This window comes from Xanthomonas sp. 4461, from assembly GCF_024806475.1.
Lineage (GTDB): Bacteria > Pseudomonadota > Gammaproteobacteria > Xanthomonadales > Xanthomonadaceae > Xanthomonas > Xanthomonas arboricola_F.
This window is the reverse complement of the sequence record NZ_JANTYV010000002.1, coordinates 337,588-357,568: the sequence shown is the minus strand read 5'-3', so window position 1 is coordinate 357,568 and position 19,981 is coordinate 337,588. Positions and strand designations below refer to the sequence as shown.

Annotated in this window: 17 protein-coding genes and 1 other RNA gene; 10 read left to right on the top strand and 8 right to left on the bottom strand. The window is 67.6% G+C overall.

Annotated features, from left to right (window positions below):
- The first annotated feature begins 1 nt into the window (after position 1).
- From FHY19_RS09285 to FHY19_RS09240, 10 genes are all read left to right on the top strand, one after another.
- Complete coding sequence (locus FHY19_RS09285) at positions 2-493, top strand: MOSC domain-containing protein (protein ID WP_259153693.1); 492 nt, start codon at positions 2-4, stop codon at positions 491-493.
- Positions 490-1,017, top strand: coding sequence for an alpha/beta fold hydrolase (locus FHY19_RS09280; protein ID WP_326521118.1), 528 nt, complete (start codon positions 490-492; stop codon positions 1,015-1,017). Before FHY19_RS09285 ends, FHY19_RS09280 begins: the two co-directional genes overlap by 4 nt.
- Before the next feature lie 44 nt (positions 1,018-1,061).
- A complete protein-coding gene (locus FHY19_RS09275; RefSeq protein WP_259154004.1) occupies positions 1,062-1,568 on the top strand; it encodes an N-acetyltransferase in 507 nt (168 codons plus the stop codon).
- A gap of 162 nt (positions 1,569-1,730) precedes the next feature.
- Positions 1,731-2,690, top strand: coding sequence for a class I SAM-dependent methyltransferase (locus FHY19_RS09270; RefSeq protein WP_259165180.1), 960 nt, complete (start codon positions 1,731-1,733; stop codon positions 2,688-2,690).
- Positions 2,691-2,924: 234 nt separating this feature from the next.
- A non-coding RNA gene (locus FHY19_RS09265) (sX9 sRNA) lies at positions 2,925-2,998 on the top strand.
- A 229-nt stretch (positions 2,999-3,227) separates the two neighbouring features.
- Positions 3,228-4,841 (top strand): ATP-binding cassette domain-containing protein, encoded by a 1,614-nt coding sequence (locus FHY19_RS09260; protein ID WP_259165178.1) that lies wholly within the window; start codon positions 3,228-3,230, stop codon positions 4,839-4,841.
- 165 nt (positions 4,842-5,006) lie between these two features.
- Positions 5,007-7,142 (top strand): bifunctional 23S rRNA (guanine(2069)-N(7))-methyltransferase RlmK/23S rRNA (guanine(2445)-N(2))-methyltransferase RlmL, encoded by a 2,136-nt coding sequence (rlmKL, locus tag FHY19_RS09255; protein ID WP_259166358.1) that lies wholly within the window; start codon positions 5,007-5,009, stop codon positions 7,140-7,142.
- Positions 7,143-7,346: 204 nt separating this feature from the next.
- On the top strand, positions 7,347-8,123 hold the full coding sequence (locus FHY19_RS09250; protein ID WP_259153699.1) for an NAD kinase: 777 nt from the start codon (positions 7,347-7,349) through the stop codon (positions 8,121-8,123).
- 181 nt (positions 8,124-8,304) lie between these two features.
- Positions 8,305-9,270 (top strand): 5'-nucleotidase, encoded by a 966-nt coding sequence (locus tag FHY19_RS09245; RefSeq protein WP_259153701.1) that lies wholly within the window; start codon positions 8,305-8,307, stop codon positions 9,268-9,270.
- Positions 9,267-10,010, top strand: a complete 744-nt coding sequence (locus FHY19_RS09240; protein ID WP_259165166.1) for a transferase — start codon at positions 9,267-9,269, stop codon at positions 10,008-10,010. Before FHY19_RS09245 ends, FHY19_RS09240 begins: the two co-directional genes overlap by 4 nt.
- 211 nt (positions 10,011-10,221) lie before the next feature.
- On the opposite strand, the gene FHY19_RS09235 is transcribed toward FHY19_RS09240, so the two are convergent.
- The 8 genes from FHY19_RS09235 to can form a co-directional block, all read right to left on the bottom strand.
- A complete protein-coding gene (locus tag FHY19_RS09235; protein WP_259153704.1) occupies positions 10,222-10,788 on the bottom strand; it encodes a DUF2939 domain-containing protein in 567 nt (188 codons plus the stop codon).
- A gap of 118 nt (positions 10,789-10,906) precedes the next feature.
- Positions 10,907-11,593, bottom strand: coding sequence for a DUF2461 domain-containing protein (locus FHY19_RS09230; protein ID WP_259153705.1), 687 nt, complete (start codon positions 11,591-11,593; stop codon positions 10,907-10,909).
- Positions 11,590-13,035 (bottom strand): exodeoxyribonuclease I, encoded by a 1,446-nt coding sequence (sbcB, locus tag FHY19_RS09225; RefSeq protein ID WP_259165165.1) that lies wholly within the window; start codon positions 13,033-13,035, stop codon positions 11,590-11,592. Before sbcB ends, FHY19_RS09230 begins: the two co-directional genes overlap by 4 nt.
- A 339-nt stretch (positions 13,036-13,374) precedes the next feature.
- Positions 13,375-14,742 carry an NAD(P)/FAD-dependent oxidoreductase gene (locus tag FHY19_RS09220; protein WP_259165153.1) on the bottom strand — a complete coding sequence of 456 codons (1,368 nt, stop codon included), beginning with the start codon at positions 14,740-14,742 and terminating at the stop codon, positions 13,375-13,377.
- Positions 14,743-14,912: 170 nt separating this feature from the next.
- The gene (gene kynU / locus FHY19_RS09215; protein WP_259165151.1) at positions 14,913-16,187 is read right to left on the bottom strand and encodes a kynureninase; all 1,275 of its coding nucleotides are present in this window, start codon (positions 16,185-16,187) and stop codon (positions 14,913-14,915) included.
- Between the two features lie 32 nt (positions 16,188-16,219).
- A complete protein-coding gene (locus FHY19_RS09210; protein ID WP_259166355.1) occupies positions 16,220-18,349 on the bottom strand; it encodes an FUSC family protein in 2,130 nt (709 codons plus the stop codon).
- Positions 18,350-18,556: 207 nt separating this feature from the next.
- Entirely contained in the window at positions 18,557-19,087 is a 531-nt protein-coding gene (locus tag FHY19_RS09205; protein ID WP_259165144.1) for a 3-hydroxyanthranilate 3,4-dioxygenase, read from the bottom strand.
- An 85-nt stretch (positions 19,088-19,172) separates the two neighbouring features.
- On the bottom strand, positions 19,173-19,835 hold the full coding sequence (can, locus tag FHY19_RS09200) for a carbonate dehydratase (RefSeq protein ID WP_005996458.1): 663 nt from the start codon (positions 19,833-19,835) through the stop codon (positions 19,173-19,175).
- Positions 19,836-19,981: the final 146 nt, after the last annotated feature.

Below are 19,981 nucleotides of genomic sequence, written 5' to 3'. Positions count from 1 at the left end.
GATGGCTTTGAATCCCGACAGCCCGCTGGGCAAATTGATGGCGACGCTGCCGCAGACCGGTCAGGTGACCTGGATCGGCGTGCGTCCTGCGCGTGATGTAGACATGCTGGAGGTGGACGCCGCACAGGCCACCACCGGCACCGGGCTGGTGGGCGATCGCTACAAAGGCGGCAGCGGCAAGCGTGGGATCACCTTGATCCAGGCCGAGCACCTGCCGGTGATCGCGGCGCTGGCAGGGCACGCGGCGATCGCGCCGGCCACGCTGCGGCGCAATCTGGTGGTGTCGGGCATTCCGCTGATCGCGTTGAAAGGGCGGCGCTTTCGCATCGGCGATGTCGAGCTGGAAGGCACCGACCCGTGCGACCCGTGTTCGCGCATGGAAGACGCGCTGGGCGCTGGCGGCTACAACGCGATGCGTGGACACGGCGGGTTGTGCGCGCGCGTCTTGCGGGGCGGTGTGCTGCGTGTTGGCGATACGGTGCAGGCGCTATGAGCCGCGGCCATTGCATTCTGGCGCACGGGTTCGAGAGCGGCCCTGCGGCACGCAAGGTCAGCGCATTGGCCGAGGTTGCCGACCGCCTGGGCTGGACCCACGAGCGCCCGGATTTCACCGATCTGGACGCGCAACGCGACGTCAGCCCGCTCGGTGACGTGCGCGGACGCCTGCAGCGCCTGTTGCAGATCGCACGCGACGCCGCAGGCAAGGGGCCGTTGGTGCTGGTCGGGTCCAGCCTGGGCGCCTATATCGCCGCGCAGGTGTCCCTGCAGGTGCCGACGCGCGGACTGTTCCTGATGGTGCCGCCAACCACGATGGGCCCGTTGCCGGCGCTGGACGCCGCACCGGTGCCGACCTCGGTGGTGCATGCCTGGCGCGATGCCTTGATTCCTGCCGCAGACGTCATCGCCTGGGCGCAGGCGCGTCGGGCGCGGCTGTTGTTGGTCGACGATGAGCACGATCTTGCTGCGCATGTGGACACGGCAGCGAGCGCGTTTGCCGAGCTGTTGCAGCGCCTGTGATGCACGAGGCCGACGACATGCCGCCCGCGCAGTCCGAGCCGCCGATGGCGGTACTGATCCGCGAAGCCAGCGACGGCGACGCAGCAGCCATCGAGGTATTGACCATGGTGGCGTTCATGCGCGCCGAGCACAGCCGCCATGACGAGCAGCACGTGATCGCCGCGCTGCGCGAGGACGATGCGCTGGCATTGTCACTGGTCGCCGACCACGATGGATATGTGGTCGGCCATCTGGCGGTGTCGCCGGTGAGCCTGTCCGACGGCTCGTCCGGCTGGTTCGCGCTGGGGCCGCTGGCGGTGGGCCCGGGCCACCAGCGCCAGGGCCTGGGCACCCGTCTGGTGCACGCAGCCCTGGCCACCTTGCGCGAGCGCGGTGCGGCGGGATGCGTTGTCTTTGGCGAACCCGGTTTTTTCCGCCGGTTCGGGTTTGCTGTCGAGCCGGGCCTGAGCGTGCCCGATGCACCCGTATCGGAACTGCAGGCGCTGGCGTTCGGGGACCGGCTGTTGCCGCTGGCCGACGTGGCCTACCACCCGGCATTCGGTCTGGGCTGAGTCGCGCTGCGCCGCACACGCGTGCCCGGTGTCGTCGCAACCCCGCGCGCACCGCCGCGCCCGTTCGCTCAGCCGCACCCTGCATCGCGCTTCCGGCCGCAGCGCAGCGCCGCCATCGTCACCATGGTCGGCACCAGCGATTGACGCTTGCCGAGGTGAAAGATGCAACGTGACGAGCCACCGGTGCCGCCAACCGCACCGCATGCGCGCCTGATTTCGCACGCAGGCGATGCCTTGCACGACGATGCGACCCTGCTCGCGTCGATCAGGTCGCGACTGCGACAGGACGCCAGCCGTTCTGCTGCCGAGGTGGAGCGTTTGCTGCAATTGGTCGATGCGCTGTGGGCGATGGAGCTGGGCCGGTTCCTGTTGCGCAATCGCGGGCTCAATGCGGAGTGGACGCATCGGTTGGTCACCTATCAGGCGGGCACCCTGCCGCAAGACACCACGCCGGCACTGGAGTACGAAATTTTCGAGAAGACGCCGGCCGTGCTTGCAACCCGCGAGCGGTTCGGCATCTTCCGTGCGCAATTGCAGGCCTTGTTGTGGCCCGGGATCACCATCGCGTCGGTACCGTGCGGATGGATGGGTGACGTGTTGAGCCTGGATTACCGGCAGTGCCCGGATGTGCGCCTGATCGGCATCGATCTGGACCCGCAGGCGCTGGACGGTGCGCTGCAACTGGCGCGTGGCTACGGGCTGGAACAACAGCTGTCGCTGCGTCTGGACGATGCCTGGGCGCAGGGCGATGCAGGCAGTGTGGACGTGGTGACCAGTAACGGCCTCAATCTCTACGAGCCCGACGATGCACGCGTGGTCGCGCTGTACAGCGCGTTCTTCAACAGGCTGCGGCCGGGCGGTACGCTGGTGGCGAGTTTCCTGACGCCTCCGCCCAGCCTGTGTGCGCAATCCCCATGGAAGCTGGCGCTGTTGGACCAGGCGTCGCTTGTGCTGCAGAGCCAGGTCTTCATCGATATCGTCCAGGCGCGCTGGGCATCGTTCCGCACCCATGCGCAGACGCGCGCGCAGCTGGAAAGTGCCGGCTTTGCGAGCGTGCGATTCATCGACGATCGCGCCAGCATTTTTCCCACGGTCATTGCGCAAAAGCCGATGGGTCACTGACGGCAGCGGCCAATCGCTCTTGCCGCGTGGAGTGTCGCTGCGTTGTTGGCGCGTGTCCGCTGCGTCGGCGCGCGCTTGCAGACGCCGATAATCGCAACCGCACTGATCTGCTGTGCCAGCAAGGTGGCGGCCAGGGTGATCTAGTGCACTGGCGGGTGCTTGCTGCGGCCAAGAGCGGCTGACAAAACGACTGTGCTCCGCGCCAGGCGGGCGCGGCCGGTGCCCGGCATGCTCAGGTACCACCCGTACACCCCGGTTCCTCCGCGCCACCCACGCACCTGACGACCGCTCGCCACGTTTTGTTAGCCGATCTAAACCATTGCAGCGAGCGGCCCTGCGGCGCATCCGGGCTCGAAGTTTTCGCTGCAGCTCCGGGCTCGAAGTTTTCGCTGCAGCCGCAGACCGGCCTACACTTGGGCCGCACCCCGATTCGAGGATTGGTCCAATGCGCCATTGATGCCGCCGTCGCGATGACGGCCATACCCGTTGCCGTTCCGTCTGGAGCGCGACGTGTCCTGGCATGCAATGGAGACACTGATGACCTGTCCGTTGGTGACGCTGGAAAGCGTCGCGTTCGTGCTGCCCGATGGCAGTACGCTGTTTTCCGATCTGACCCTGCACCTCGATCAGCGCCATACCGGCCTGGTCGGGCGCAATGGCGTGGGCAAGAGTGTGCTCGGCCGTTTGCTGGCCGGCCAGCTGGCTCCCGGCAGCGGCCGCTGCGTGCGCAGTGGCAGCGTGCATTACCTGCCGCAGCGCGTGAGCGCAACGCCGGGGCAGCGCATCGCCGATCTGGCCGGGGTGGCGCCGCTGCTGGATGCATTGAAGCGGATCGCCGCCGGGAGCGTGGCGCCTGCCGATTTCGAGCGGGTGGGCGAGCGCTGGAACGCCCACGCCGAGTTCGCTGAAGCACTTGCGCGGCAGGGGCTGGGCGGCTGCGATCCATATGCTCCCGCCGCGCATCTGAGTGGCGGCCAGGCCATGCGGGTGGCGCTTGCCGGTGCCTGGCTGATGCAGCCGGACATGTTGATCCTGGATGAGCCCAGCAACCATCTGGACGGCCCGCAGCGACAGCGGCTGATGGCGCAGCTGCAGGCGTGGACTGGTGGATTGCTGGTCATCAGTCATGACCGGGTGCTGCTGGACGGCATGCAGCGCATCCTGGCGCTGTCCGCGCACGGGGTGCGCAGTTATGGCGGCAACTACACCCACTACGCCCAGCAACACGCAGGCGAGCAACAGGCGGCCGGCGAACTGCTCGCCCAGCGCAAACAGGCGCGCGCACGCGGCGAACAGGCACTGCGCGAGCAGCACATGCGCCAGCAACAGCGCCAGGCGCGAGGGGCGCGGGCGGCCGCGCAGGCCAACCAGGCGCCGATCCTGCTCGGGGGCCAGCGGCAGCGCAGCGAGGTGAGTGCCGGCCGGCTGCAGCAGCAACGCCAGGCCGAACAGGCGCGCCTGGCGGAGGCGGTGACGCAGGCCGCCGCCCAGGTGGAGGCGCCGCAGGCCATTGCACTGCTGGCACCGGCAATGGCGGTGGGCGCGTCGCACCGCCTGGCGACCCTGCGGCAGGTGGAGCTGGCGGCTGGGCGGCTGGGTGGGCGACGCGTGGATCTGCTGCTGCACGGCCAGCCCCGCATCGGGCTGGTCGGCCCGAACGGCAGCGGCAAATCCTCGCTGTTGCAGCTGCTGGGCGGGCGCCTGACGGCACAGTCCGGCCAGTGCGAGGTGCATGTGCCGGTGGCCTATCTGGATCAGGACCTGGCCATGCTCGACCCGGCCCGCTCGGTCGTCGCGCAGCTGCGCGATGCCGATCCTGCCGCGGCCGAGCACGCCCAGCGGCTGCGGCTGGCGTTGCTGGGGCTGGACCGGCAGCGCGCGGACCTGCCCACCGGTCAGCTCAGCGGCGGCCAGCGGCTCAAGGCGGCGCTGGCCTGCGCGCTTTATCGGGCCCGGCCGGCGCAGCTGCTGTTGCTGGACGAACCCACCAATCATCTGGATCTGGCATCGGTCGAAGCGATCGAAACGCTGCTGCGCAGCTACACCGGCGCGTTGCTGGTGGCCTCGCACGATGCCGCCTTCCTGGACAGGTTGGGCCTGCAGCAGCGGCTGGACACCGGGCAGGCGCAGTGGCGGCTGGCGCCCTGGTGAACCGCGCGACGGGCCGTGCAGCCGGCGGGGGTGGTAATGCCGGCCGCGATGGCCGACCATTTGCGGCCCACCCACGGCGACCACGGCACTGCCCACCCGGGCGCCGGCCCGCTGTCCTGCTCCCACGCTCGCCGCCGCGCCAGCGTCTTATCGATACCTGCCTACGTGAAATTCTTCGCATCCTGTGCCAAGGGCCTGGAATACCTGCTTGCCGACGAGCTGCTGACGCTCGGTGCCAGCAAGGCCACCGCCACCATCTCCGGCGTCAATGTCGAAGGCGAACCGCGCGACGCGCTGCGCGCCGTCATGTGGTCGCGCCTGGCCAGCCGCGTGCTGTGGCCGCTCACCGAGTTCGACTGCCCGGACGAGGACGCGCTGTATGCCGGCGTGTCCGAGTTGCCGTGGGACGAGCACCTGTCCGTCGGCCACACGCTGTCGGTGGACGCGCACGTCTCCGGCACCGCGATCACGCACGCGCGCTATGCCGCGCAGCGCATCAAGGACGCGGTGGTCGACACCATGCGCAGGCAGGGGCTGGAACGCCCGTCGGTGGATGTGGAAAGCCCCGACCTGCGCTTGAACCTGTCGCTGCGCAAGGGCCGCGCCACCATCTCGGTCGACCTGGGCGGCGGCCCGTTGCATCGGCGCGGCTGGCGCATGGCGCAGAACGAGGCGCCGCTGAAGGAAAATCTGGCCGCGGCGGTGTTGCTGCGCGCCGGCTGGCCGCGCGTATATGCCGACGGCGGCGGCTTGCTGGACCCGATGTGCGGCAGCGGCACACTGTTGATCGAAGGTGCCTTGATGGCCGCCGACGTCGCGCCCGGCCTGCAACGCTATGGGAGCGATGTGCCCAGCCGCTGGCGCGGCTTCGACCGTGAGGGCTGGCAGCAGCTGGTGAACGAGGCGCGCGATCGCGACAGCGCCGGGCGTGCCGCGCTGAAGCAGGTGATCCACGGCAGCGACATGGACCCGCATGCGATCCGCGCCGCCAAGGAAAATGCGCAGGTAGCCGGCGTGGCCGAAGCGATCTGGTTCGGCGTGCGCGAGGTCGGCGATCTGCAGTCCCCGCCGCAGGCCACCGGCGTGGTGGTGTGCAATCCGCCGTACGACGAGCGCCTGGCTGCCGATGCGGCCTTGTATCGCAAGCTGGGCGACACCCTGCAGCGCGTGGTGCCGCAGTGGCGGGCGAGCCTGCTGTGCGGCAACGCCGAGCTGGCCTATGCCACCGGGCTGCGCGCCGGCAAGAAATACCAGCTGTTCAATGGCGCGATCGAGTGCGCGTTGATCGTCTGCGACCCGATCGCGGTGCTGCGCCGTACCCCATTGGCGGCACCGACTGCGCTCAGCGAAGGCGCGCAGATGGTGGCCAACCGCCTGCGCAAGAACCTGCAGAAGTTCAAGAAGTGGCGCGCCCGCGAAGGCGTCGAGTGCTTCCGCGCCTACGATGCGGACCTGCCGGAGTATTCCGCTGCCATCGACGTGTATCAGCAAGCCGATGGCGACCGGCGCCTCTTCCTGCATGTACAGGAATATGCCGCGCCGGCGACCATTCCCGAGGCGGATGTGCGCCGGCGCCTGGGCGAGCTGCTGGCGGCTGCGCGCGAGGTGTTCGAGGTGCCGGCCGAGCGTGTCGCATTGAAGTCGCGCGAACGGGGCAAGGGCGGCAGCAAGTACGGCCGTTTCGAGCAGCGCAACGAAATCGTCAACGTGCGCGAGCACGGCGCGCTGCTGCGGGTGAACCTGTTCGATTACCTGGACACCGGCCTGTTTCTGGATCACCGCCCGTTGCGCGGCACTATGGCGCAGCAGAGCAAGGGCAGGCGTTTCCTCAACCTGTTCTGCTACACCGGCGTGGCCAGCGTGCAGGCGGCGGTAGCCGGTGCCAGCGCCACGACCAGCGTGGATCTGTCCGGCACCTACCTGCAGTGGTGCGCCGACAACCTGGCCTTGAACGGCCAGGCTGGCAGCAAGCACAAGCTGGTGCAGGCCGATGCGCTGGCCTGGCTGGAGGCCGAGCGTGCGCACTTCGACGTGATCTTCTGCGACCCGCCGACCTTCTCCAACTCCGCGCGCGCGGAGGATTTCGATATCCAGCGCGAGCATGTGCGGCTGTTGCGTGCGGCCGTGGCACGCCTGGCGCCGGGTGGGGTGCTGTATTTCTCCAACAACTTCCGTCGCTTCAAACTGGATGAAGAGGCGGTGGCCGAGTTTGCGCAATGCGAGGAAATCAGCCCGCGCACCATCGACCCGGATTTCGAACGCCATGCACGCATCCATCGCGCGTGGCGGTTGACGGCCTGAGCCCAGCCGGTTGTGTCCGATGGAGTACTGCCTGCGGTGGCGAAGTCGCCAGCAAACGCAGGTACTGCATGGACACACGGCCAAGGCGTGGTGGCGCCTGAACGCGCGGGCGCAATCGCGGCCGCGCGCGCGAGGGCAGGGCGCGCTGGCAACAAGCCCACCACAGTGCTGCGGTATGCTGATTCGCATGCTTTGGAGTCAACGATGACCGCATCACCCCGCATTGCCTTTCTTGCCAGCCACACCGAGCCCGCGGTGAGCGCGCGGGCGCGTCTGGTGCAGCGCTACGGCGATCATCCGCTGGAGAACGCCGAGGTCGTCTGCGCGCTGGGTGGCGACGGCTTCATGCTGCAGACGCTGCATCGTCACGGTGCCGCCGACAAGCCGGTGTTCGGCATGAAGCTGGGCTCGGTCGGCTTTCTGATGAACCAGTACCGCGACGACGAAGACGATCTGCTGGCGCGCCTGCAACGCGCCGAACCTGCGCACCTGCGGCCCCTGGAAATGCTGGTGCAGACCGAATCGGGCACCAGTGCCGGCTCGCTGGCCTACAACGAGGTCTCGTTGCTGCGCCAGACCCGCCAGGCCGCGCATCTGAGCGTGGATCTCAATGGCCAGACCCGTATCGCCGAACTGATCGGCGATGGCGTGATGGTCGCCACGCCGGCCGGCAGCACCGCCTACAACTATTCTGCGCACGGGCCGATTCTGCCGCTGGGCTCGCATACGCTGGCACTGACGCCGATCGCGCCGTATCGCCCGCGCCGCTGGCGTGGCGCCATCCTCAAGGCCGATACCGAAGTGCGCTTTCGCGTGCTCGACCCGTACAAGCGTCCGGTCAGCGTCACCGCCGACTCGCACGAGATCCGCGACGTGGTGGAAGTCACCATCCGCGAGTCCACCCAGCGCCAGGTGACGTTGCTGTTCGACCCCGAACACAATCTGGAAGAACGCATCTTCAGCGAACAGTTTGCGGTGTGAGGGGCGGGGATTGGGCATTGGGGATTCGGGATTGGCAACGGCTGCAGCGCGACGCGTGGCGCATGCGATGGTGCCGACACGGTAGGCTGCGGCAGGAATGATCCGATCCCGAATTTGAAATTCCCCACTCCTTAAGCTTCTGACCAATCCCGAATCCCCACTCCCCAATCCCGGCACCCAAATGGCTGACAACTCCCCCAGGCTCCTGACCGTCGCGGTGACCTCGCGCGCGCTGTTCGATCTCGAAGAGGGCCATGCGTTGTTCGAGGCAGACGGGGTGGAGGCGTATTCGGCATTTCAGCGCGAGCATGAAGACGACATCCTGCAGCCGGGCGTGGCATTTCCGGTAGTGCGCAAGCTGTTGGCGCTCAACCACGATGTGCCCGAAGAGACCCCGCGCGTGGAAGTGATTCTGCTGTCGCGCAACTCTGCCGATACCGGGTTGCGCATCTTCAATTCGATCCAGCACTACAACCTGGGCATCGTGCGTGCGACCTTCACCTCCGGCGAGCCGACCTGGCCGTACGTCAAACCGTTCGGCACCGATCTGTTCCTGTCGGCCAACCCGGACTCGGTGCGGCGTGCGCTGACCCACGGCATCGCTGCGGCCACCATCATGCCGCGCGCGCCGGGCGAACGTGCCGAAGCGGCTGCAGCGATCGTGGACAACGACGAGAGCCGACTGTCCACGCAGCTGCGCATTGCCTTCGACGGGGACGCGGTGATCTTCGGCGATGAGAGCGAACGCATCTCGCGCGAGCAGGGTGTGGAAGCGTTCGGGCGCCACGAGCGCGAGCGCGCACGCGAGCCATTGTCGGTCGGGCCGTTCCGCAATTTCCTGTCGGCGTTGCATACCTTACAGGCGGCGTTTCCGCCGGGCGAAGCGTCGCCGATCCGCACGGCGCTGGTCACCGCGCGTTCGGCGCCTGCGCATGAGCGGGTGATCCGCACCTTGCGCGAATGGGGCGTGCGCCTGGACGAAGCGCTGTTTCTCGGCGGCCGGCACAAGGGGCCGTTTCTGGAAGCGTTTGGCGCGGATATCTTCTTCGACGACTCGCAACACAACATCGACAGCGCACGCCAGCACCAGCATGTGGCGGCCGGCCACGTGCCGCACGGCGTGGCCAACGATCCGCCGAGCCGATGAGCGAAGCGCCGCAGGCGCCAGCGCGTGCCGGGCTGCTGCGGACCTGGCGCAAGCTGGAACTGACCTTCACCGACGACACGGTGCAGACCCGGATGTCGCGCTGGGCACCGTATCGGCTGATGCTGCCGTATACGCGCAGCATGCTGGCTGCGTTGTGGCTGCAACCGCGCCCGGAATGCATCGGGCTGATCGGGGTGGGCGGCGGTGCGCAGCTGAAGTTCTGCCATCGCTACTTGCGCAGCACGCGTCTGGAAGCGGTGGAGGCCGACCCGCAGGTGCTGGCATTGCGCAATGCATTCGCCATCCCGCGCGACGACGCGCGTCTGGAGATCACGCTGGGGGACGGCGCCGACTGGATCGGCAGCCGCGCCGGCCGCTACGACCTGTTGCTGCTGGATGCCTACGACGCCGACGGCATTCCGCCGGCGCTCTGCACGCCGCAGTTCTATGCCGATTGTCGCGCGGCCTTGCGCGAGGGCGGGGTGCTGGCACTGAATCTCTACCAGGTGCCGATGGCCGAGCATCTGGCGCAGCTGCGAGAGCTGTTCGACGGGTTGGTGCTGCTGCTGCCCGAACCGGATCTGCGTAACCAGGTGGTGTTCGCCTGGAATAGCCGACGTACACCGGGTACGCCGGACGCCGCGCTGGCCGGCTTGGCATGGTCGGCACGCCGGCAATTGCGATCGTCGATGCTGCGCTTGCAGGCGGCATGGCAGGAACGGGCCTGGCGGTTTTCCTGAGGCGTTGCGTTTTGCAGGTCCGGCCATGAGCGGCTAACACGACGTAGCGAGCAGTCGTTGGCGGTGTGGGGGGACGGCATGCCCGGAACGGCAGTGCCCGCGTGCACCAGCCCGCTGTCGAGCGGCTGCGCCAGCCTCGGGCTGCTACACACTGGTTTTGTTGGTCACTCAAGGCTTGTGCGTCGACGCCCTGGGCCTCGGCGCTACTCGATTATGGCGTGCGCTCGCTGGGTGTGGCAGGCAACGGCAACTGGATATCGGTCAGTCGCCAGCGCAGGCCCTGGCGGGTCAGCACGAAGGTCACCGGCGCGCCATTGGCAGTCTGCGTGGTGGCGGTGAAGCGGCGGGTGGATTCGAAGCGCTGCGTGGCGCCTTGCAGCGGGCGCGCCGGCGCCGGTGCCGCATAGGTGTCGGCGCTGACGGTGTCGCCGATGAGACGGTTCCACACGCTGTGGCCTTGCAGCAAGGCACCGATCCCCAGCGGCGTGACCAAGGTATCCACGCCGGCGCCGCTGATGCCGCTGGCCAGTTGCAGCGCAAAACCGCCGAGCAGGCTCGATTGCATGCTGCTGCCGGCCTGGCGGATCAGGTAATCGTCCAGTTGCGCCTTGAGGTTGACGCGCAGGCTGGGGAAATCCACATAGCTTTCCAACTGCGCGGCATCGCGATCGGCGACCGCCTGACTGATGCCGCGGATGGCCAGATACGGGCCGGCCACCACATACCCCGCCAGCAGCACCACGGCCAGCAATGGCAGGATCCACCAGCGCTTTCTCATCGTTCGCACTCCGTTGCAAGGCGTGATGTGGGCAGGGTGCGCGACGGCAGCCGAACGGTAGCGACAGGCCGCCGGCGCGGCAGCGCCGTGGCGCGAGGTGCCTGCGCCGCCGCTGGCCTCAAAATTCCAGGTCCAGTGCCGCGCACAGATAATCGACAAACGGCGCCAGCGTCACCAGGTCCGCCTCGATGGTCTGGCGCAGGCGCGGCCCGGTCATGATGGCGTCGTCCAGATGACGCAGATACGCCCAGTTGCGGTGCTTGAGATCGTCGATGAACTCGAAATCGTTGGGAAACCCGCGCGGTGCGCGGACCAGTTTTTCGCTGTCGTCCAGAGCGAACTTGCGACGCAATTTGGGAGCATAGGCGGCAGCCTTCCAGCTGCCCGGATTTTCGAAGATGAACTGGCGCAGCTTGCGCTGCGTGTCCGGTTCCGGGTGCCATAGCCCAGCGCCGACAAAACTCTCGCCCGGCTGTAGATGGATGTAGAACGAGGGTGCCGGCACCTGGCGCCTGCGCTCGTGAAACAGGCGCGCGCCCTGCCAGTTCTTGTAGGGCGATTTGTCGTTGGAAAACCGCGCATCGCGATAGATGCGAAACAGCGAGCCGCCCTGGGTCTTGGGGTCGGCACGATAGTGCTCGCTGACCTCGGCAAGCGCCGGCTGCAGATCGGTGATCAGCTGCAGAAACGGCTGGCGCACGTGCGCCTCGTACTGGTGGCGATGATCGGCGAACCAGGTCTTGTCGTTGTGGCGGGCCAGGGCGCGCAGGAACTTGAAGCTGGCGTCTGAAAAATAGGTGGTCATAGCGTACGTTGGAGGTCCGAACCCCAGGCAGCGAGCTGGTCGAGCAGGGTTTGCTTGGTAGCATCGTCGGGGTGAGCGAGCCGTAAATCCGCAATCTGCGCGTTGTACTGCTCCAGGGTGACTTCGCCCAACCCATGGTCTTCGAGCAGGCGCTTGCGGCGATACGTGTTCCAGCGTTCCTGCTCGTCGAACGACAGCGTCTGCGGCCAGTTGCGCGCGCGGTAGCGGAAAAGAAGCTCGATCAGGCGCGGATCGCGAAACCGCGTTTCCAGCGCGCCCAGTTCGTCCGGTGCGCTGGCGCGCACCTGGCCCAGCAGGCGTTTGTCGCCTTCGGCCAGGAAACCGTCGTAGAGCGAGGCGTCGGCATCGTTGACGGCCGGCGCCGCAGCGCGCTCGTTGCCGTAGACCCTGCGCACCTTTTCGGCCAGTTCAGGGCCCAGTTCGCGCAGCCGCGCGGCCTTGGCCAGCACCGCATCGCGGTCCACGCCCAGGCGCTGGAAATCCGGCTCGCGCAGATGCTGCCATGCCACCAGGGCCGGCGACTTGTTCAGATGCACTTCCTTGAGCGGGATGCGTTGTTCGCCGTCGGGCAGATCGGCCGCACGGATATACAGCCGGTCGGCGATCTCATCCGGGCTCAGCCGCAGCAGTACCTCCGGGTCGCCGTCCAGATCGAACACGATCACGCGGCTGTCGATGCGCGGATGCCGCGTCAGCGGCAGCACCGCCGCAGCGCACATGCGCGAGGCCGGGTAGCGCTGCGAAATGTGCAGCACCGGCTCCATTGCAATCACATCGAGCAAGCTGGCAGCAAAGCGCTTGTCGCGCAGGCGCAATGCGTACTCCCACAACTTGGGTTGATGCTGCTGAAATTTACGCGCCATGCCGATGGTGGCGTACACGTCGGACAGGGCTTCGTGCGCATCGCCTTCGCGCACGGCGTTGGCGTCGGCCAGATGTTCGAGCTTGAACGAGGTGGCGCCATCTTCGCGCTGCGGCCAGCTGATGCCGTCCGGGCGCAAGGCGTGCACCAGCCGCAGCACATCCAGCAGGTCCCAGCGCGAATTGCCGCCGCGCCACTCGCGCTCGTACGGGTCGTAGAAATTGCGGAACAGGCCGCAGCGCACAAACTCGTCGTCGAAGCGGATCGAGTTGTAGCCCAGCGTGCAGGTCTGCGGGCGGCTCATCTGCTCGGCGATGCGCGCGAACGCTTCGGCCTCGGTCACGCCTTCGCGCAATGCGTGCTGCGGGGTGATGCCGGTGACCATGGTGGCGTAGGGCGAGGGCAGCAGATCGTCGGCCGGTTTCACGAAGAAACTGATCGGCTCGTCGATCACGCGTAGTTGCGCGTCGGTACGCACGGCGGCGAACTGCGCGATGCGGGTGCGGCGCGGGTCCTGGCCGAAGGTTTCCAGGTCGTAGAAGAGAAAGCTGTCAGGCATGCGGGGGCGAGATCCAGATCCGCGGCGCACGGCGTATGCGCCGCCAGTGCCCGCTAGTATCCCTCATCGCAGTGCCGGCTCGCTGAGGCGCAGCTGTGCGTTGGGGCAGTCACATGCCGTGCGGGGCCGCGTGCTGTGCGTGTTGGCGAGCGCCGCGTGCGCGTTTGCGCACGGTGCGCAGACGCGCAGATGACCTTGGAGCGGCTGATACCACATGGAGAGCCGCCGTCGGGTGGGTATGGCCGGCGCGCGCTGTACCGGAGAGTACGAACGCTCCATGCCGCGCAGAGCACCGGCCGCGCCCGTCCGGCGGTGGGCGCAGACCTTTGTCAGCCGTTCTTAGTGCGCGCCTTCCAGTGGCTCCAGGCGTGCATGCACCACCGCTTTCAGTGCGTCCCAGTCGATGCGCGACAGGTCGCTATGCCCGCGCGTGGCCTCGACCAGAATCTGCCGCTGGATGTCGCTGCGTGCCAACGCGATCGAATAGCGCGTGCGCAGGAAGGTCACCATCGTGTAATGCGGCACGAAGCGCGTAGGCCAGCGCGCCTGCAATTGCTGCTCGAGCTCGCGTTGCAGCAGGAACTCGGCGTCGCCGACGCGGTCGCGCATTTCCAGATAGTTTTCCAGCGCCATCTGCTGGATCGCCGCGGCGTCGTCGCGGCGCGCGGCTTCGAACGCGGCAAATGCGCTGCCGATATCGTCGTGCGCATCCATCTGCTCGGCCAGCGCCACGCAATCTTCGAACGCGCAATTCATGCCCTGTCCGTGGAACGGCACCATCGCGTGTGCTGCATCGCCGATCAGCAAGGCGCGGCTGTCCAGATGCCAGCGCTCCAGGGTGAGGGTACCGAGCAGACCGGGCGGATGCTCTTCCCAGTGTTCTTCCAGCTGCGGAATCAGCGGCAACGCGTCGGGGAAATCGCGCGCGAACAAGGCATGCGCTTCCTCGCCGGTGCGGGTGGTGGCGAAACTGGGGTCGCCGGCGTTGGGCAGGAACAGGGTGACGGTGAAGGTGCCGCCATCGTTGGGCAGCGCGATGCACATGTAGCGCCCGCGCGGCCAGATGTGCAGCGCGTTGCGTTCAATGCGGAAGCCGCCGCCCGGCAGCGGCGGGATTTCCAGTTCCTTGTACGAGTGATCCAGGAACTCGGTGCGTTCGCCCAGCGGCGATTTGCGCTGCATGGCCGCGCGCAGTGCCGAGCCGGCACCGTCGCTGCCGATCAGACTCTGGAAGTGGATCTCGTGCGGCTGGTCGTCGCGGTCGTCGATGAAACGCGCGTAGCCGGCGTCGAAGTCCACCGTGTGCAGGCGGCGATAGAAGTGCACGCGCGCACCGGCCTGCTCGGCCAGATCGAGCAGCGCGACATTCAATGCCGCACGGTGGATCGACCAGATCACTTCGCTGTCGTCGCGGCCGTAGCGTTGCAGCTGCGGTTCGCCGTCGAGCGGGTGCACCATGCGGCCGCGCATCATCACCGCCTTGGCCATCACCGCCTCTTCGGCACCGGCCTGACGCAAGGCGTGGCGTCCGCGTTCGGCCAGCGCCAGGTTGATCGAGCGCCCGGACTCGTAGCCCTTGATGCGGGGGTCGCCACGCCGTTCGTAGACGGTGACCTGCCAGCCGCGACGCGACAGCAGAATGGCCAGCAGACAGCCGGCCAGGCCGGCGCCGATCAGGGTCAGGGAGCGGGGGGAGACTGGGCTCAATGCAATGTCCGGCAGCGGCCGGATGCGCGAGCCGGCAAAGGTGAGGGAAGAGCCGCTGGCGAAAGCGGCCGCCTGCGTTGTCGCAGGCGGGCTGGGAGTGTACGTGGGCCTGCGCGGGTTTCGCGTGTGCCTGCCGCGTCATCGGTGGTGTTGCAGTCAGCGTGCCGCGCTCAGCGAGCGGCCCAGGCTTCCACCTGTTCCACAAAGGTGTGCAGATCGCTGAAGCGGTTGTACAGCGGTACCGGCGCGATACGGATGACGTCCGGTTCGCGCCAGTCGCCAAGCACGCCGGCCACGTGCAGATGCTCGAACAACGCGCGTCCTTGCGTGCGTCCGCCGGCCACCCGCAACGACAGCTGGCAGCCGCGCCGCGCCGGCTCGGCCGGGGTGACGATCTGCAGCACCTGCGGCACGCGTGCGTGGATCAGCTGTTCCAGATGCCCGGTGAGCTGTTCGGACTTGGCGCGCAACGCGGCCATGCCGGCCTGGTCGAACAGGTTCAGCGATGCGCGTAGTGGCGCCAATGCCAGAACCGGCGGGTTGCTCAGCTGCCAGCCTTCGGCGCCGGGGGTGGGCACGAACTGCGGGTCCATGCGGAAGCGGGTCTGCTGCTCGTGTCCCCACCAGCCGGCCATGCGCGGCAGATCGCTGGTGGCATGGCGCGCATGCACGAAGCACCCACCCACCGCACCCGGGCCGGCATTGAGATACTTGTAATGGCACCACACCGCAAAATCGGCGCCGTCGTCGTGCAGGGTCAGCGGGATATTGCCCACCGCATGCGCCAGGTCGAACCCCACCGCCGCCCCTTGCGCGCGCGCCAGCCGCGCAATTTCGCCCAGGTCGAAGGCCTGGCCGGTGCGGTACTGGATACCGGGCCACAGCACCAGCGCCAGCCGCGGACCATGCCGTGCGATGGCATCGGCAATCGCTGCCATCGACACCGTGCCATCGGGCGCATCGGCGTCCACCTCGATCAACTGCGTGGCCGGGTCCAGTCCGTGCAGGCGCAGCTGCGATTCCACCGCATGGCGGTCGGACGGGAACGCACCGGCTTCGATCAGGATCGCGCCGCGCTCGGGGGTGGGGCGATAGAAGCTGGCCATCATCAGATGCAGATTGACGCTGAGGGTGTTCATCGCCACCACTTCGCCCGGTTGCGCGCCGACCACGCGTGCCAGCCCGTCGCGCACCAGCTGGTGATAGGTCAGCCATTGCGTGGGGCCGGTGAAGTGGCCTTCCACCGCAAGCGCGCCCCACTGATCGAGCACTTCGCTCACCATCGCGCGGGCCTGACGCGGCTGCAGGCCCAGCGAATTGCCGACGAAATAGGTCTGATCCCGGCCATCGTGCTGCGGGAACACAAAGGCCTCGCGCAGGCTGCGCAGCGGGTCGGCGGCATCCAGCGCCGCGGCGTGGGAACGGGACAGCGGGTCGGTGCTCATCGGGCTCGCAGGGTCTGAATCGATGTGGCAGTTTACCCGCCGGCACCTTGCGCGCCGTCATGCACCGCTGGCGTTGCGGTCGAGGCCGGTCGGGCTGGGCGCAGAAGATGGGTGAGCGTGCCGATGCTGTCGGTGACGCGGTCGACGGTGTCGGCAAGCGCGGCGGCGGTGGGCGAGCCGTCCGGCAGCGCGGCCAGCGCATCGGAGAGTTTGCGCTCGGCGCTGCGTAGCGTGGCCGTAGCCGGCGTGCCGCCGCTGCGCAGGCAGTCGATCAACTCGGCCAGTGCCCGGTCGGCGTGATCGGCGAAGTCCGGCAGTGCCTCCAGCGAGGGCAGCCGGTGGCCATCGCGCAGCACCGCCTCCAGCAGCAAGGTGGCGCGGATCAGTCGGTTGCCATTGGCCAGCAGCGATTCGGCCAACTTGAGTTCGTGCAGGTTGCGGCGGCTGCGCGGCTCGCCGCGCAGGCGTTCGATCGACGCCTGCGCATTGGTGCGCGCCACGCGTGCGGCGGCGCGGCTGTCGCTCAACCGATCCATCTCGCCCAGCAACAGGTTATGCAGATGCTCGCGATAGGCCGTGAGCAACTGCGCCAGCGAGGCGCGGATATGCCGGCGCTCGCGGGTCGGCCACAGCGCGTAGGCGATCAGCGCCAGCGCGCTGCCGGCCACGGTAGCCTGCAGCCGCGCGCCGACCGCTTCGCCAGGCGTCATGCCTTCGAAGGACAGCAACAGCACCAGCATGCCGGTGAGGAAGGCCACGCCGATGCCGTAGTTCACCTGGGTCAACAAGCGAAAGCCCAGGCAGAACAGCGTCAGCAAGGCCAGGCGGAGACCGGCGCCATCCATCGCAAAATGGGCCAGCAGGGTAGCCACCAACAAACCGATGAAGGTGCCGGCCACGCGCAGGGCGCCGAAGCTGAAAGTGCCGCCGAAATCCGGCTTGAGCACGATGGCGGTGGTCATCGGGATCCAGAACCCGTGCGGAATCTGCTGCCAGCGCTGGAACGCGATCGCCAGGGCCAGGCATACGCCACAGCGCAGCGCATGCCGGAACGCCACCGAGGACAGATCCAGGTTTGCACGCAGGGTGGCCCAGGTCGCGGCAGGTCGCAGTGCGGCGGGAAGCCGCGCTTCGGCCAGCTGCGCCTGGATTTCGCCGCGGCTGCTGGCCCAGTGCGCGTTTCGGATCAAGGCGCGCAATTGCCCGCCCAATCCCTGCGCACGGGCCACCGCCACGCGGACCAGGCGGCGCTCGCGGGTATCGGCGTTGTCGTGCTGAAACTGCGCCAGCGCGCCGACCAGATCGTCGAAGCCGGTCATCGATGCATCGGCCGCCTTCGGGTCTTCGCCCACCGTCATCGCATGCGCCAGCTGTTCCAGCACGATGGCGCTGCGTTCAAGCACGCGCTCGATCGCCGGGCGTGCCTGCGAGTCGGTCAGGCGGGCGTGGGCATCGGCCAGCGACAACAGCTCCAGCCGCACGCGGTCGCACAGCTCGGCGATGATGCGAAAGCTCTGCACCGCAATCGCGCGCGAGCGGTGTTCGCCGTGCAGCATCACCATCGCATCGAGGACTTCCTGCGTTGCGGGCGGCGCCGCGCTGGCTTCCGGCCGTTGCCGCGCAATCCCTGCCAGCTGGCGCATCAGCTCGGCCAGCGCGAAGCGTTCCGGGCGATAACGTTGCAAGGGCCAGGCCGCCAGGGCCAGCAACACCTGCAGCAGGCCACCGGCAAAGATCAGCGCAGCCACGCCGGGCGCCTGGTCCACCGGCAGTCGCATGTCCGCACTGACCACCAGCAGGATCATGCTGGTCAGCCCCACCCGCGCCGCGACCGGGCCCAGCGCCACCAGCAGTCCGCCGCCCAGGCCGAGCAATAGCCCGGCCACGACCAGGGCCGGCGTGTGATGGCCGACGCAGATGCCGAGCAAGGCCGCGCCACCGGCGGCCAGGGCCGCCATCAACATGCGTTGCAGGCGGGCGCGATACGGGCCGGGCTGGTCGGAAAACATGGTGTTGAGCGCACCGCTGGCCACGGCCAGCCCGGCCGCGACATGCCCGGTCGCCACGCCTGCCGCCAACGGCAAGACCACCGCAGCGGTGTTGCGCAAGGCCACGCGCAGTGGCACGTCGCGCGGCTTGAGGTCGATCAGTGCGCGCAGCATGGCGCGCAGGTCGGCCGGTTTGGCTGCAGGCAAACGGGCAGGGCGAGGCGGACGGCGATCTTCACCCGGTCCTCGTGTGCACACATCACCGGCCTCGGCCTTGCGCCCGGCGATGGTGGCCCCGGCACCGGTGCGCCAATGACGCTGCACGTCGGCTCACGCCCACCGCACTGGATCCGCTCGCCGCCGTCGCGGCCCGTCGTCGGCTCAGACCTCGACCGTGGCATAGCGCTCCGGCGCCGGGTGTATATGCCCGCATTGGCCGCAGGTACGCAGCGCCAGCGAGCGATAGAAGTGATCGAACACAGGCGGGAAGTCGGTTTCGATATTGCCCAGCGGAAACATCGCCTCGTACAGCTTGTGATTGCAGTGCGGGCAATACCACTGCAGCCCGTCCCGCTCGTGCGGCAGGCGCTCGCGCTCGATGACCAGGCCGATCGAACCGGCGGCGCGTTGCGGGCAATGCGGCACCTTCGGCGGCAGCAGAAAGATCTCGCCGGCGCGGATCGGGATGTCGCGTTGCACGCCCGCATCCTGCACCTTCAGCACCATCTCGCCTTCCAGCTGGAAGAACCACTCCGGGCCTTCATCGTAGTGATAGTCAGTGCGCGCATTGGGCCCACCGACGATCATGATGATGAAGCCATCCTGCTGGATGCACTTGTTGCCGACCGGCGGTTTGAGCAGGTGGCGGTGTTGCTCGATCCAGGCATGCAGGTTGATCGGCGGGACCAGCATCGACATTCCTCGGCGAAGAAGACGTCCAGCATAGCCAACCGCGACGCCGATGGGCGTCGCGGTCGACCAAGCATGCAGCGCCGACTCAGCGTTCGGCGTGATCGGCCTGGATTTTCGCCAGCGCCGCGTCGTAACGCTCCTGCAGCAGGTCGGCGCGGTCGATGGACATGCCCAGATCGTGCGCATGGCCATCGCGCAGGCTGTATACCCAGCCATGCACGCACAGTTCCTGCCCACGCTCCCACGCATCGCGCACGATGGTGGTGCGGCAGACGTTGACCACCTGCTCCAGCACATTGAGCTCGCACAGGCGCGCATGCTGCACCGGCAGGTCGCCGGCATCGTGCAGGCAGGCTTCGTGCTTGTCGGCCACATCGGTGACGTGGCGGATCCAGTTGTCGACCAGGCCCATGCGCTTCTGGGTCAGGCTGGCGAACACGCCGCCGCAGCCATAATGGCCCACCACCAGGATGTGCTTGACTTTGAGCACGTCGACGGCGAACTGGATCACCGACAGGCAGTTCAGATCGGTGTGCACCACCACGTTGGCGATATTGCGATGCACGAACACTTCGCCCGGCGCCATGTCGATGATCTGGTTGGCCGGCACGCGCGAGTCGGAGCAGCCGATCCACAGGTATTCCGGGGTCTGCTGCGTCGACAGTTTGGAGAAGAATTCCGGGTCTTCGCGACGGATACGCTCGGACCAGGCACGGTTGTTTTCAAGTAAATGGTTGAGCTCGTTCATGGGCGCAGTATTCCAGAAAACGCGTTCGTGGTGGCCAGTGTCGGGGCACAGGATGAATCAGCTTTCAGGCTCCGTAGTATCGGTGAACGGCCGATGTCCGACCATTGCATCGATGCCGAAACTGGCGCCACCGATCAACTCGACAG

Coding starts and splice junctions, on each gene's coding strand:
- FHY19_RS09285 (WP_259153693.1), top strand. CDS start 2: ATGGCTTTGAATCCCGACAGCCCGCTGGGCAAATTGATGGCGACGCTG.
- FHY19_RS09280 (WP_326521118.1), top strand. CDS start 490: ATGAGCCGCGGCCATTGCATTCTGGCGCACGGGTTCGAGAGCGGCCCT.
- FHY19_RS09275 (WP_259154004.1), top strand. CDS start 1,062: ATGGCGGTACTGATCCGCGAAGCCAGCGACGGCGACGCAGCAGCCATC.
- FHY19_RS09270 (WP_259165180.1), top strand. CDS start 1,731: ATGCAACGTGACGAGCCACCGGTGCCGCCAACCGCACCGCATGCGCGC.
- FHY19_RS09260 (WP_259165178.1), top strand. CDS start 3,228: ATGACCTGTCCGTTGGTGACGCTGGAAAGCGTCGCGTTCGTGCTGCCC.
- FHY19_RS09250 (WP_259153699.1), top strand. CDS start 7,347: ATGACCGCATCACCCCGCATTGCCTTTCTTGCCAGCCACACCGAGCCC.
- FHY19_RS09245 (WP_259153701.1), top strand. CDS start 8,305: ATGGCTGACAACTCCCCCAGGCTCCTGACCGTCGCGGTGACCTCGCGC.
- FHY19_RS09240 (WP_259165166.1), top strand. CDS start 9,267: ATGAGCGAAGCGCCGCAGGCGCCAGCGCGTGCCGGGCTGCTGCGGACC.
- FHY19_RS09235 (WP_259153704.1), bottom strand. CDS start 10,788: ATGAGAAAGCGCTGGTGGATCCTGCCATTGCTGGCCGTGGTGCTGCTG.
- FHY19_RS09230 (WP_259153705.1), bottom strand. CDS start 11,593: ATGACCACCTATTTTTCAGACGCCAGCTTCAAGTTCCTGCGCGCCCTG.
- sbcB (WP_259165165.1), bottom strand. CDS start 13,035: ATGCCTGACAGCTTTCTCTTCTACGACCTGGAAACCTTCGGCCAGGAC.
- kynU (WP_259165151.1), bottom strand. CDS start 16,187: ATGAGCACCGACCCGCTGTCCCGTTCCCACGCCGCGGCGCTGGATGCC.
- FHY19_RS09210 (WP_259166355.1), bottom strand. CDS start 18,349: ATGCTGCGCGCACTGATCGACCTCAAGCCGCGCGACGTGCCACTGCGC.
- FHY19_RS09205 (WP_259165144.1), bottom strand. CDS start 19,087: ATGCTGGTCCCGCCGATCAACCTGCATGCCTGGATCGAGCAACACCGC.
- can (WP_005996458.1), bottom strand. CDS start 19,835: ATGAACGAGCTCAACCATTTACTTGAAAACAACCGTGCCTGGTCCGAG.